At 66.4% G+C, this 13,152-nt stretch carries 12 protein-coding genes and 1 pseudogene; 3 read left to right on the forward strand and 10 right to left on the reverse strand.

What is annotated here, in order from left to right; translation table 11 throughout:
• Positions 1-17: 17 nt before the first annotated feature.
• The 3 genes from OXM58_00630 to OXM58_00640 all read right to left on the reverse strand — a co-directional run bounded on the left by OXM58_00630 (position 18) and on the right by OXM58_00640 (position 3,614).
• A complete protein-coding gene (locus OXM58_00630) occupies positions 18-497 on the reverse strand; it encodes a nucleoside deaminase (GenBank protein ID MDE0146852.1) in 480 nt (159 codons plus the stop codon).
• A 143-nt stretch (positions 498-640) separates the two neighbouring features.
• The gene (locus OXM58_00635) at positions 641-2,998 is read right to left on the reverse strand and encodes a response regulator (GenBank protein ID MDE0146853.1); all 2,358 of its coding nucleotides are present in this window, start codon (positions 2,996-2,998) and stop codon (positions 641-643) included.
• Positions 2,999-3,368: 370 nt separating this feature from the next.
• Entirely contained in the window at positions 3,369-3,614 is a 246-nt protein-coding gene (locus OXM58_00640; GenBank protein MDE0146854.1) for a hypothetical protein, read from the reverse strand.
• Between the two features lie 281 nt (positions 3,615-3,895).
• Between OXM58_00640 and gatC the strand changes: the two genes are divergently transcribed.
• The 3 genes and pseudogenes from gatC to OXM58_00655 all read left to right on the forward strand — a co-directional run bounded on the left by gatC (position 3,896) and on the right by OXM58_00655 (position 6,014).
• Positions 3,896-4,183 carry an Asp-tRNA(Asn)/Glu-tRNA(Gln) amidotransferase subunit GatC gene (gene gatC, locus OXM58_00645; GenBank protein ID MDE0146855.1) on the forward strand — a complete coding sequence of 96 codons (288 nt, stop codon included), beginning with the start codon at positions 3,896-3,898 and terminating at the stop codon, positions 4,181-4,183.
• Positions 4,183-5,685, forward strand: a complete 1,503-nt coding sequence (gatA, locus tag OXM58_00650) for an Asp-tRNA(Asn)/Glu-tRNA(Gln) amidotransferase subunit GatA (GenBank protein ID MDE0146856.1) — start codon at positions 4,183-4,185, stop codon at positions 5,683-5,685. Before gatC ends, gatA begins: the two co-directional genes overlap by 1 nt.
• An 83-nt stretch (positions 5,686-5,768) precedes the next feature.
• Positions 5,769-6,014: pseudogene (locus OXM58_00655) on the forward strand (GMC oxidoreductase).
• A gap of 137 nt (positions 6,015-6,151) precedes the next feature.
• On the opposite strand, the gene OXM58_00660 reads toward OXM58_00655, so the two are convergent.
• The 7 genes from OXM58_00660 to sdhA form a co-directional block, all read right to left on the reverse strand.
• The gene (locus OXM58_00660) at positions 6,152-6,883 is read right to left on the reverse strand and encodes a hypothetical protein (protein MDE0146857.1); all 732 of its coding nucleotides are present in this window, start codon (positions 6,881-6,883) and stop codon (positions 6,152-6,154) included.
• A gap of 504 nt (positions 6,884-7,387) precedes the next feature.
• A complete protein-coding gene (locus OXM58_00665) occupies positions 7,388-7,951 on the reverse strand; it encodes a nitronate monooxygenase (GenBank protein ID MDE0146858.1) in 564 nt (187 codons plus the stop codon).
• 15 nt (positions 7,952-7,966) lie between these two features.
• On the reverse strand, positions 7,967-8,395 hold the full coding sequence (locus OXM58_00670; protein MDE0146859.1) for a nitronate monooxygenase: 429 nt from the start codon (positions 8,393-8,395) through the stop codon (positions 7,967-7,969).
• A 23-nt stretch (positions 8,396-8,418) separates the two neighbouring features.
• Positions 8,419-9,954, reverse strand: coding sequence for an AMP-binding protein (locus OXM58_00675; protein ID MDE0146860.1), 1,536 nt, complete (start codon positions 9,952-9,954; stop codon positions 8,419-8,421).
• Between the two features lie 195 nt (positions 9,955-10,149).
• The gene (locus tag OXM58_00680; protein ID MDE0146861.1) at positions 10,150-10,467 is read right to left on the reverse strand and encodes a YdhR family protein; all 318 of its coding nucleotides are present in this window, start codon (positions 10,465-10,467) and stop codon (positions 10,150-10,152) included.
• 70 nt (positions 10,468-10,537) lie between these two features.
• Positions 10,538-11,314, reverse strand: coding sequence for a succinate dehydrogenase iron-sulfur subunit (locus tag OXM58_00685; GenBank protein ID MDE0146862.1), 777 nt, complete (start codon positions 11,312-11,314; stop codon positions 10,538-10,540).
• Positions 11,315-11,364: 50 nt separating this feature from the next.
• Positions 11,365-13,152 (reverse strand): succinate dehydrogenase flavoprotein subunit, encoded by a 1,788-nt coding sequence (sdhA, locus tag OXM58_00690; GenBank protein MDE0146863.1) that lies wholly within the window; start codon positions 13,150-13,152, stop codon positions 11,365-11,367.

Below are 13,152 nucleotides of genomic sequence, written 5' to 3' on the forward strand. Positions count from 1 at the left end.
GCCGCCGCCGCGCCCGTTCACCGCCGCTCGGCGAAGAATTGCCTGAGCAGCGCGGCGGCCTCGCGTTCGCCCAGCCCGTCGTAGACGTCCGGCCTGTGGTGGCAGGTCGGCTGCTCGAACAGCCGGCCGCCATGCAGCACCGCGCCGCCCTTCGGGTCGGCCGCGCCGAAATAGAGCCGGTCGATGCGCGCGTGGGCGATCGCGCCGGCGCACATGGCGCAGGGCTCCAGCGTGACATAGAGGTCGCAGCCGGTGAGGCGGCTCCGGCCGAGCGCGGCGGCGGCGCGCCGGATCGCCAGCATCTCAGCATGGGCGGTCGGGTCGCGCCGCGCCTCGGTCTCGTTGCCGGCCCGGGCGACGATCCGGCGCTCCTCGCGCAGCAGGATCACCGCGCCCACCGGCACCTCGCCACGTTGCGCCGCCGCCCGCGCCTCGTCGAGCGCCAGCGACATCGGGCTGGCGTCAGCAGGGATGCGGCTGTCCGGTTTCGTGACCATGCCGCTTTCGTGACGCCGCCGGGCGCCGCCGGTCAAGCCCCTTTGCGCGGCGGCGCGGGCGGCGGCGCGCCAGGGCCCCCTGCCGTTCGGATTGCCGCGCGGGCTCCGGGGACCGGGCTCGTTCCGTCAGCCCGGCATGATCTTCATTCGCCGCCCGGCCTAGGCATGCGATATCCGATGCCGCGTTCGTTGAAGATCCAGGTCGGTTTCGACGCTTTCTCGCCAAGCTTCGCGCGGAGTTTCTTGATGAAATTGCGCACCAGATCGAGATCGCCCGATTCGCGCCCGGACCAGACCCTGCGCAGCAGGGTATCGTAGGTCACGACCCGTCCCGCGTTGAGCGAGAGGATGCGCAGCAGTTCGTATTCCGTCGCGGTCAGTGTCACCGGGCGCCCGGCCACCGTGACCCGGCGCGCCTCGTACCGGATGGCGAGCGTGCCGAGCGAGAAGGGCTCCGGCCGGGCGATCCGGCGAAGTGCGGCCCCGACCCTGGCCGTGAGTTCGGTCGGCGAGAAGGGCTTGACGATGTAGTCTACCGCCCCCGCATCGAGGGCCCTGGCGACGGTTTCGTCGCGGCCGTAGCCGGAGATGAAGATGACCGGAAGGTCGCCGAGTTCGGGGACGCTTTCCATCAATTCGATTCCGTCGGTCCCGGGCAGCATGAGGTCGAGCATGACCAGGCGGGGCTTCTCGGTCCGGATAACCTGGGAAAGATCCGCATGGTCGCCCGTCACTAGGGTGACGTAGCCGGCTGCGGTGAGGGCGTCGCGCACGAAGCGCAGCGTCAGCGGGTCGTCGTCCACCACCAGGATGCGGGAGGCCTCGCGGGTGTCCGGACTCCGGGCCTGCGGGTCGGCGGCAGGGTCTGCGGCCTCGCCCGGACCGGCGCTCCTGGCGACCGGGAGGGTAAAGGTGAACCGGGCGCCCTGGCCGGCTCCGCCGCTCTCGGCGCGGATGCGGCCCCCGTGCGCCTCGACGAGCCCCCGGCAGATGACGAGCCCGAGACCCGTGTCCGCGATTGCGCGCTCGCCGCCGGCCGCCGCGCCGGCATACTTGCGGAACAGCTGCGGCAGCCGCTCGGGCGCGATGCCCCGGCCTCCGTCGGAGACCGCGACCGCGACGTGGACGCCGTCGCGCGCGGCCGAGACCCGGATCGGGGCGGACTCCGGGGAATGCTGCGCGGCGTTGGAGAGAAGGTTGTTCAGGACCTGCACGATGCGCCGCCGGTCGGCCATGACCGGGGGCAGGTTCCGCGGCAGGTCGATGAGCACGGTATGCCGGCCGCCGCCGGACAGGAAGGTGGTGCGCGCCCGGTCCACCAGCGTGGCCAGCTCCGAACGCTCCGGGGCGACCGAGAGCGTGCCCGCCTCGATGCGCCCGGCGTCGAGCAGGTCGCCGATCAGGGCGCGCATGTGGTCGGCCTGGTCGTGGATGATGCGGTGGAACTCGTGCTGCTCGGCCGAATCGAGCTCCGCCGAAGATTCCAGCAGGGTGGCGGCCGAACCCTTGATGGCGGTGAGCGGCGCGCGCAGCTCGTGGCTCACCAGGCCGAGAAACTCCGCGCGAAGCCGCTCCAGCTCCTCGATCGGCGCCAGGTCCTGAATGGTCACGACCACCGAGGCGACTTCGCCGCCGTCGGAGTGAATCGGGGTTGAATTGAGGAGCGTCCTGACGCTGCGCCCGTCCGGGACCATGAACACGATCTCTTCGGCGCGCACCGTCTCGTCGATGCTCAGCAGGTCCGCGATGGAGAGCTCGCTCAAGGACAACTCACGGCCGTCGGCGCGGCGGAATGACATCACTTCCAGCAGTTCCTCGACCGGGCGGCCCGCCGTGCGCACGCCCTCGACGATGCGCCGCGCCTCGCGGTTGACCAATACCGGCCGGCCGCTCCGGGCATCGAACACCACGACGCCGACCGGCGAGGTCTCGACCAGCGCCTCGAGGTCGGCCCGCGCCTGGCGCTCGTCGCGATGGGCGCGCGCGTTTGCGATCGCCGTCGCCGCCTGCGCGGCGAACAGCACCAGCACCTCTTCGTCCTCTTCGGTGAACTCCGGCGCCGCCTCTTTCTCGGCGAGAAAGAAATTGCCGACCTGCTTGCCGCGGTGGCGCATGGGCGTGCCCTGGAAGGTCTTGGACCGCATCAGGTCGGGCGAGAAACCCAGCGAGCGGACGAAGGCGGGGAGATCCGCCAGCCGTATCGGTCCGGGAAGGTCGCGCAGATGCGCGAAGAGCCTGGGGCCGTCGGACCATTCGACGAATTCGCGGTGCTCCGCGTCCGTGAAGCCGGACGAGACGAAATCCTGGACCTCTCCCTCCTCGTCGGTGGTGGCGATGAGGCCGTAGCGCGCGCCGGTGAGCGCGCGGGCGCTGTCGACCGCTTCCTGCAGCACGGTCGCGACGTCGAGGCTCGCGTTGATGCGCAGGACCGCCGAGCTGAGCGCGGAGATCCGTTCGCGCAGCGCCTCGATCTCCCGTTCGGGTTCCATGGTGTCGTTCAACGTCCGCTTCTCCCTGCCGTGCCCGGGCCGGATGCCGGAGCCGGCCGCACTGTCGGCATTCGCGCCCCGAAATTATGAAATAGATATTATCATAATCAATATTGTTATATTTACTTCATTTTTTCTGAAAATTGGAGGTTCCGCAAAGACCGGCAGGCGTGCGGAACCGCGGCGCCGGGGCAGGGAAGGCGGCGTTGAAGGAGAGCCTGGGAGATACCGGCCTGCGGGCGTCGGACAATGCCCGATCGCGGTCCGCCTGCCCATGAGTTTCGGCGATCCGCCGCACAGGAGGGGCGCCGGCCGCCTGATCCGCAACCTTGGGGATGGCGCGACCGGATGCCGGCGGAGTAAACCGGCATCCGGCCGCAATTCACCGAGACAGGTCCGGTCGATCGTCCATCCGGCTGCGCAGGGGCCGGTTGAGGCTTCGGCGCTCCTGCTCGGCAAACGCAACGGCAATCGAAAACACCGCGCAGACGACGGCGCAGACGATCGTAAACACGACAAAGGGATCAATGACGCCCGATTGAGGCGGCGCTTTCCCGCGCTGCCGGGTTACGCTTCCCGGAGTTCGGCCGCCGGTGCGGCGACACAAACCGGCCGGATACGGCGCCATCGCATCGTGTTTCCGTTGCCAAACGCACCATATCGGCTTTTGAATAAAAATTGCGTAACAGCTTGCCCGGTTTTTATATTTTTTCCATATTCGATGACAGGGCCGCGAAGCACCGACATCGACAGGCTGTCGGTGACCGGACCCGGACAAACCGGCCCTGCGTTTTTCTCCCCGCCCGGCAGCGAAGCGGTGTATCGAAAGCCCGGAACCGGTCCCGATTCCGGCACAACGCCGGGCTGCTTCGGGGCTCGGCCGGTCTGCACGGCAAGCGGAGCGCCGCGATGGCTCTGGATACCGATACGGTGCGCCGGATTGCGCATCTGGCAAGGGTGCGCGTCCCGGAGGCGGAACTGGAGCCGCTGGCCGCGGAACTGTCCAACATCCTAACCTGGGTCGAACAGCTCGGCGAGGTGGACACGGAGACCGTGCCGCCGATGACCAGCGCGGTCGCCGTCCGGCTGCCGATGCGCGACGACGACGTGACCGACGGCGGCGCGCCGGATGCGGTGCTGTCCAACGCGCCGGACGGCGCGCCCGGTTTCTTCGCGGTGCCGAAGGTCGTCGAGTGATGGCCGGCCTGACGGACCTTACCCTGGCCGAAGGCCGGGCCGGACTGGCGGCCGGCGACTTCTCCGCGGAGGAGCTGACCCTAGCGCATCTGGACGCCCTGGAGCAGACCCGGCCGCTCAACGCCTTCGTCACCGAAACGCCGGAGCGGGCGCTGGATATGGCGCGCGCGTCCGATACCCGCCGGGCGCAGGGCGAGGCCGGGCTGCTCGAGGGCCTGCCCATCGCGGTGAAGGACCTGTTCTGCACCCGGGGCGTGCAGACGACCGCCGGTTCGCGCATCCTCGGCGGCTTCGCGCCGCCCTACGAATCGACGGTGACCGCGAAAATGTGGGCCGAAGGCGCGGTCATGCTGGGCAAGACCAACATGGACGAGTTCGCCATGGGCTCGTCCAACATCACCTCGCACTACGGCCGGGTCGAGAATCCCTGGCACGCGGCGCGGTCGAACCGGGCGCTGGCGCCGGGCGGCTCGTCCGGCGGGTCCGCGGCGGCCGTGGCCGCGCGTGCCGCGCCGGCCGCGACCGGGACCGACACCGGCGGCTCGATCCGCCAGCCGGCCGCCTTCTGCGGCATCGTCGGCATGAAGCCGACCTACGGCCGCTGCTCGCGCTGGGGCATCGTCGCCTTCGCCTCGTCCCTCGACCAGGCCGGGCCGATCACCCGGACGGTGCGCGATGCGGCGATCCTGCTGCGCGCCATGGCCGGGCACGACCCGAAGGATTCGACGTCCGTGCCGCGCGACGTGCCGGACTACGAGGCCGCGCTGACCGGCGATATCAGCGGCCTGCGCATCGGCATTCCGGCGGAATACAGGATGGACGGCACGCCGGAGGCCATCGTCGCGCTCTGGGAACGGGGCAAGGACTGGCTGAAGGCGGCCGGCGCCGAGATCGTCGACCTCAGCCTGCCGCACACGAAATACGCCCTGCCGGCCTATTATATCGTCGCGCCGGCGGAGGCCTCGTCCAATCTCGCGCGCTACGACGGCGTGCGCTTCGGCCTGCGGGAGGCCGGCGAATCCGCCGGCGACTCAATCGGCGGCGGGGCGGACCTGACGGAGATGTACGAGGCGACCCGCGGCGCCGGCTTCGGTGCGGAGGTCCGCCGGCGCATCCTGATCGGCACCTACGTCCTCTCCGCCGGCTATTACGACGCCTACTACATCAAGGCGCAGCGCGTGCGCAGCCTGATCGCGCGCGATTTCCGCGAAGCCTTCGAAACGGTCGACGCCATCCTGACGCCGACCACGCCGACCGCCGCCTTCCCGCTCGGCGAGAAGATGGACGACCCGATCGCCATGTATCTCAACGACGTGTTCACGGTGCCGGCGAGCATGGCCGGCCTGCCGGCGATCTCCGTGCCGGCCGGGCTGGACGGCGACGGCCTGCCGCTCGGCCTGCACCTGATCGCCGACGCCTTCGAGGAAGAAACCCTGTTCCGCGTCGCCGGGGTGCTGGAAGAGGCGGCAGGCTTCGCCGCAAGGCCGGAACGGACGGGCTGAGCGCAACGCGCATTTTTCCTTCCCCTCTCGATGCAACATGAACAAAGACTGAAACCTGTTACCCATGTAACCGGTCAGAACTGACCGAGCAGGAGCTGGTCCCGGGCGCTGGCGACATCGGCACGACGATCTTCCACCCTGTCGGCACCTGCAAGATGGGCAACGATCCGCAGGCGGTGGTCAGCGACCAGCTCAAGGTTCATGGGGTCGAAAACCTGCGCGTGATCGACGCCTCAATCATGCCGACCGTGACCTCCGGTAACACCAACAACCCGACCATCATGATCGCCGAAAAGGGCGCTGCCATGATGCTGGAAAACGCGCGGTGATGAGGTGCGCCAATGCCGAAAATTACACCATCTATGTAGAAAGATAGCTTTCGACCATATTCTTTTCGATGATATGCTCGTTCTACAAAAACTTACGACATAATTGAGCAGGGTACAAGAAAGTTACATGTTTGCCGTCATACTTCGTGCACCTCTCGCACCGCTCTTAGATCAAAAATCGCAAGGCCATTCCTACTCAAAAAACTGTCCTCTCGCTCCGTTTCATACTCCGGAAACTTTCTGTCTTCAGCCGCATTTAGAGATAGATCCAGGATTGTTGCGGCCCACAATAATCTTTCTTCTGAAAATGAATTTATATAGAATGTGATGTCTTCATAGCGGTTTATTGGCAGAAATGCACCGCGAATATACGCAACGCTCAAGCCACATACCGTTCGACCATCCGATAGGACCAACTGTTTCCAGTAATCTCGCCGAGGATCGAACTCTTCGCTAAGAAGAATTCGAGGCTCTTTAGTAGAAAATTTCGGAGCCCTATCAGAGAAACCAAACGAAAATATCATTCGTTCTAAAATTTCGCGCTGCATTTCAGCGGCAGAGGCCATGAACCATTCGGGATTTGGCGGTTCAAGCCCGTGTCTCGGATCGATAGCCGCGAGCCATGGATCGAGCCCGTTTTCTTCTGTTGCCCAGCGCGATGCCACTGCCCAACCTTTGAACTCAACGTCTTGGGCGCCGTAGTGATAAAGATCAATTTGCACGCGGGCTACTTGTTCTTGTGCCTTTCTCAGGCTTGGAGGTATAGCGTAGCCATCCCAGAACGACTTTTCCCAGTTGTTACCATCCCGTGTTCCCTTCGCCTCGGCGACGACGTAGTCGGTCGAATTCCACCCGATCCAATCCGGCATATCGCCGTTCTCATTATCTCGCATACGGACGGTTGCGCTTGGCGAAAAATTAAAATACTTTCCCTCGATTGGTAGTAGTCCCGTTACGCCTTCACACTTCTCGAGATAAGATCTTGCGAAAATTCTTCCATGAATGTTTGAGTAAGAGCGTCGAAGCTCGCGATCCGCACCCGGACCGCTCCCTCGCCAGATCAACATAGAATCATTTGTAAGGTGTGCATTAAACGTCGACAAATATACGCTTGCTGGGCCAACGGTTGAACCGACTTCTCTAATATTAGCGTGCGCTAGGTCGAGCAAATCCAAAGACAAAGTAGTGTGTCTGGATATCGTACCGTTATTGGGATATCGGTAGAATCTAACGTCGCGGCTACTCAACAGACCTCTCCGCTGGAAAATTTGCCAACAATTCGATCAACAAATTACGATAAAATTAGGTCTCAACAAGACATTAATTGCGGCAATTTTATTCGTGCGACGAAATTGTTGTCGTGCCAACCATACTCACGCCGCGTCGGCGGGGGCCTCGCCGGCGTCGTAGGGCGCGCTCCAGGCGGCGAGGCGGGCCTTCGCGGCGTCGTATTCTTCGCGCAGCCGGGCGACGATCTCGGCGGTCGGGCGGATATCCTTGACCATGCCGGTGCTCTGGCCGGCGCTCCATATATCGCGCCAGACCTTGCGGCTGGACCCGCCGCCGGAGCCGAAATCCATCTTCGACTTGTCGGCCTCGGGCAGGTTGGCCGGGTCGAGGCCGGCGGCTGCCACGCTCTTGGCGAGATAGTTGCCTTTCACGCCGGAGAAGACGTTGGTGTAGACGATGTCCTCCGCCGTGCTGTCGACGATCATCTCCTTCTGGCGCTCCTGGGCGTTGGCTTCGGCCGACGCGATGAAGCGGGTGCCGAGATAGGCGAGGTCGGCGCCCATGGCCTGGGCGGCGAGGATCTGGCCGCCGGTCGCCATGCTGCCGGACAGGATGACCGGCCCGTCGAAGAATTCGCGCACCTCGGCGACCAGCGCGAAGGGGCTGAGCGCCCCGGCATGGCCGCCCGCCCCGGCGCAGACCAGGATCAGCCCGTCGGCGCCTTAGGCGAGCGCCTTCTTCGCGTGGCGGATGTTGGTGATGTCGTGGAACACCAGCCCGCCATAGCTGTGCGCTGCCGGCGCGACGTGGGTCGGCGCCTGCAGGCTGGTGATCATGATCGGCGCCTCGTATTTCACGCACAGTTCGACATCGTGCTCCAGCCGGTCGTTCGACTTGTGAACGATCTGGTTGACCGCGAAGGGCGCGACCGGCCGGCCCGGATGCTTGGCGGCATACTCGCCCAGTTCGGTCGTTATCCGGTCGAGCCATTCGTCGAGCACCTCCTTGGGGCGCGCATTGAGCGCCGGGAAGGAGCCGACGATGCCGGCCTTGCACTGTTCGATCACCAGGTCCGGGTTGGAGACGATGAACAACGGCGCGCCGATCAGCGGCAGCGACAGCCGCCCCTTGAGGGATTCCGGAATGGCCATGATTGCGGGGTCTCCGTCTCCGGTCAGATCCTGCGGTTCGCGCCGGCCCAGTAGGGGTCGCGCAGCCGGCGCTTGAATATCTTGCCCGAATCTTCCCGCGGCAGCGCGTCGTGGAATGCGACGACTCGCGGCACCTTGTATCCGGCGAGCCGCGCGGCGACGTGGGCGCGGATGTCGTCTTCGCTCACCGCATCGCCGGCTTCGACCGCAGCGGCGACTGCCTCGCCGAACTCGTCGTCCGGGATGCCGAAGACGGCGCAGTCGCGCACCGCCGGATGATCGCCGATGACGGCTTCGATCTCGGACGGATAGATGTTGACGCCGCCGGAGATGATCATGTCCTTGCGGCGGTCGCACAGATAGAGATAGCCGTCCTCGTCCTGCCAGCCGATATCGCCGTTTGTGAACCAGGCGCCGCCCTTCGTGCCTTCATCGAGCTCCGGCCGGTTGCGGTAGGTGAAGCCGTACGCCGGGTTGAGCTGCATGTAGAGTTCGCCTTCCTGCCCCGGCGGCAAAACCGCGCCGTCCGCGCCGCGGACCTGCACCGGCGTCGTCTTGCGCGGCTTGCCGACCGTGCCCGGCCGGGCCAGCCATTCCGCGCTCGAGGCGACCGAGACGATGGCCGCTTCGGTCGAGCCGTAATATTCGTGGATCACTGGCCCCCACCACTCGATCATCGCCCGCTTGACGCCGGGCGGGCAGGGCGCCGCGCCGTGAATGACATATTTGAGGGAAGAGACGTCGTATCGCCGGCGCACGTCCTCGGGCAGGCGCAGCAGGCGGCTGAACATCGTCGGCACCATGTGCATCGCCTCCGCCTTGCGCTGCTCGGTCACGCGCAGCAGGTCCGCGGCGTCGAACCGCGGCATCAGGAAGAGGTCGCCGTCGAGGGCCAGGCAGCCGGACGAGTAGGCGAAGGTCGCGCTGTGATACATCGGTCCGGTCATGACGGCGTTCATGTCGCTCCACAGGCCGAACGCGTCCGCCATCATCGCACTGCCGCGTTCGATCGCTTCCGCGCCGGTGGACTCGCGGGTCACGCCCTTGGGCTGCGCTGTGGTGCCGGAGGTGTAGATCATGGAGAAGCGGCCCGCCGGCGGCCCGGCGGCCGGCTCGAAGCCGCCGATCCAGTCCTCCCAGCGATCGAGACCGTCCGGCGCGCGCGCGGCGTCGTCGGCGATCCGGTAGGCCGCGATCATGGACGGCGCCGGTTCCACCGCGAGAATTCGGACCTTGTCCGGCACGAAGGGCCGGATTTCGGCCAGCAGATCGGTGTGGACGACCAGGACGTCCGCGCCGCAATCGGCCAGGATTGCGCCCACTTCCCCGCCGCGCAGATGCCAGTTGACCGGCACGATATAGGCGCCGGCCCAGTTGGCCGCGAGCGCCGTCTCCAGGAACGGAATGTCGTTGCGCAGCACCATGGCGACGGCGCTGCCGGGCCCGAGGCCGAGCGCCCGGAACCCCGCCGCCGCCCGGCGCGCATTGGCGTAGAGCGCCGCCTTGTCGAGCGCCCGGTCCGGCGTCGCGACGGTTCCCTTGGGCGGGGCGAAGGTCATGGCGGTTGATGCGGGATCGCCCGTCCTTCGAGACGAGGTTTCGAGACGCGATCCTGCGGATCGCTCCTCAACCTCTCCTCAGGATGAAGCTGAAGTTGTGGAGCCAAAAAAATTCTTCATCCTGAGGAGGCCATTGAGGAGCGGTGCGAAGCGCCGCGTCTCGAAATGGCCGTCCCGAAGGACGCCCGCGCCGCCCTACTCCGCGGCGATGGCGATGTCGCCGATGCTGTTGTCGACCACCACCGGCGTCTCGAAGAAGCGCACGTCCGGGTCGGCGCCGTAGCGGTCGGCGATGAAGGCGCGCCATTCGGGGCTGAAGGTCGCTTCGGCCGAAGCCCGGTCCTCGAACAGGTAGCAGCCGCCGCCGACGCCGGTCTCCGGGTTGAACAGATAGTATTTGCGCACCAGCCCCTCGATCGACTGGTAGCGCGGCGCGGTGGCGGAGAACAGCTCCCGGGCCTTGTCCAGGGTCGTGCCTTCGGCCAGCGGGAAATTGACGACGGCGGTGATCATGGGTGTTTCCTCCTGAATGTCGGGATCGCCGGGACGGGAGACGGTCCCGCCCGGCCGGGTTCGGATCGGTTTACTGCCGCGACACCATCAGCTTCTTGGTCTCGGCGATTGCTTTGGCCGGGTTGAGGTGCTTCGGGCAGGTGCTGGTGCAGTTCATGATGGTGTGGCAGCGGTAGAGGCGGAACGGGTCTTCCAGGTCGTCGAGCCGCTCGCCGGTATATTCGTCCCGGCTGTCGGCGATCCAGCGATAGGCCTGGAGCAGCACGGCCGGCCCGAGATAGCGCTCGCCGTTCCACCAGTAGGACGGGCAGCTCGTGCTGCAGGAGAAGCAGAGCACGCATTCCCACAGCCCGTCCAGCTTCTCGCGGTCTTCCGGCGATTGCAGGCGCTCGCGCTCCGGCGCCGGCGTCCTGGTCTTGAGCCAGGGCTCGACCGAGGCGAGCTGGGCGTAGGCCTGGGTCAGGTCCGGCACCAGGTCCTTGACCACCGGCAGGTGCGGCAGCGGATAGATCGGGATGTCGCCCCGGTAGTCGGCGATGAAGCTGGTGCAGGCCAGCGTGTTGGTGCCGCCGATGTTGAAGGCGCAGGAGCCGCACACCCCCTCGCGGCAGGAGCGGCGGAAGGCGAGCGTCGAATCGACCTCGTTCTTGATCTTGATGATCGCGTCGAGAACCATCGGCCCGCAATCGTCCAGGTCGACGGTGTAGGTGTCGAGCCGCGGGTTGTCCGCGCCGTCGGGGTCGTAGCGGTAGATCTTGAACCGCCTCGGCCGCTTCGCCCCTTCGGGCGACGGCCAGGCCTTGCCCTTCGCAATCCGGGAATTCGGCGGCAGTCTGAATTGGGCCATAGGTTCCGTTTCTTTCCTGCGGGCGGTTCCGCGCCTTCGGCTTTCAGGCGCTAATACACCCGTTCCTTCGGCGGGATTGGCGCCACGTCGTTGGTGAGCGTGTTCATGTGGACCGGGCGGTAGTCGATGGTCACGCCGCCGGCCTCGTCGCACCACGAGATGGTGTGCTTCATCCAGTTCTCGTCGTCGCGCTCCGGGAAATCCTCGCGGGCGTGGGCGCCGCGGCTCTCCTCGCGGTTGGCGGCCGAGACGATGGTGACCAGCGCCTGGTAGATCAGGTTGTCGAACTCCAGGGTCTCGACCAGGTCGGTGTTCCAGATCATCGAGCGGTCATTGACCCTGAGATCGTCGCGCCGGGCCCAGATATCCTTCATGCGGGCGACGCCTTCGCCGAGAATGTCGCCGTCGCGGAAAACGGCGCAGTTGGACTGCATGACCCTCTGCATCTCCAGCCGGGCGGCGGCCGTCGGGGTGCCGCCGGCGGCATGGCGCATCCGGTCGAGCCGGTCGAGCGCCAGGTCGTCGGCGCCGTTGCCGAGCGGCCGGTGGCGCGCGCCGGGAGCGATGGTTTCCGCGCAATGGTCGGCGGCAGCGCGGCCGAACACGACCAGATCGAGCAGCGAGTTCGAGCCCAGCCGGTTGGCGCCGTGCACCGAGACGCAGGCCGCCTCGCCGATCGCCATCAGGCCGGGCACCGTGGCGTCGGCATCGCCGTTGCGCTTCGTGACCGCCTCGCCCCGGTAATTCGTCGGCACGCCGCCCATATTGTAGTGGCAGGTCGGCAGCACCGGCATCGGATCCCTGGTGACGTCGACGCCGGCGAAGATGCGCGCGGTCTCCGAAATGCCGGGCAGCCGCTGGGCGATAGCGTCCGGGTCCAGATGCTCGATATGCAGGAAGATATGGTCGGCGTCCGGCCCGACGCCGCGCCCCTCACGGATCTCCAGGGTCATCGAGCGGCTGACGACATCGCGCGATGCGAGGTCCTTGGCCGAGGGCGCGTAGCGCTCCATGAAGCGCTCGCCCTCCGAATTGGTCAGATAGCCCCCCTCGCCGCGCACCCCCTCGGTGATCAGGCAGCCGGCACCATAGATGCCGGTCGGGTGGAACTGCACGAACTCCATGTCCTGGCAGGGCACGCCGGCGCGCAGGGCCATGGCGTTGCCGTCGCCGGTCTGGGTGTGGGCGCCGGTGCAGGAGAAATAGATGCGGCCGTAGCCGCCGGTCGCCAGCACGGTCTGGTGGGCGCGGAAGCGGTGGATCGTACCGTCGTCCAGGTTCCAGGCGATGACGCCGAGCACCTCGCCGTCCTCGACCAGCAGGTCGACGGCGAAATATTCGACGAAGAATTCCGCGTTGTGGCGCAGGCTCTGCTGGTAGAGCGTGTGCAGGATGGCGTGGCCGGTCCGGTCGGCGGCGGCGCAGGTGCGCTGCGCGATGCCCTCGCCATAGTTGGTCGTCATGCCGCCGAAGGCGCGCTGGTAGATTTTGCCGTCCGGCGTCCGGCTGAACGGCACGCCGTGATGCTCCAGCTCGATGATCGCCGGGATCGCCTCCTTGCACATATATTCGATGGCGTCCTGGTCGCCGAGCCAGTCGGCGCCCTTGACGGTGTCGTACATGTGCCAGCGCCAGTCGTCCTCGCCCATGTTACCGAGCGCGGCGGAGATGCCGCCCTGGGCCGCCACGGTGTGGGAGCGGGTCGGGAAGACCTTGGTGATGCAGGCGGTGCGCAGGCCCTTCTCGGCCATGCCGAAGGTGGCGCGCAGCCCGGCGCCGCCGGCGCCGACGACCACGACATCGTATTGGTGTTCGACGATCTCGTAGGCCCTGCCCAT

The sequence above is a fragment of the Rhodospirillaceae bacterium genome (assembly GCA_028819475.1).
Taxonomy (GTDB): domain Bacteria; phylum Pseudomonadota; class Alphaproteobacteria; order Bin65; family Bin65; genus Bin65.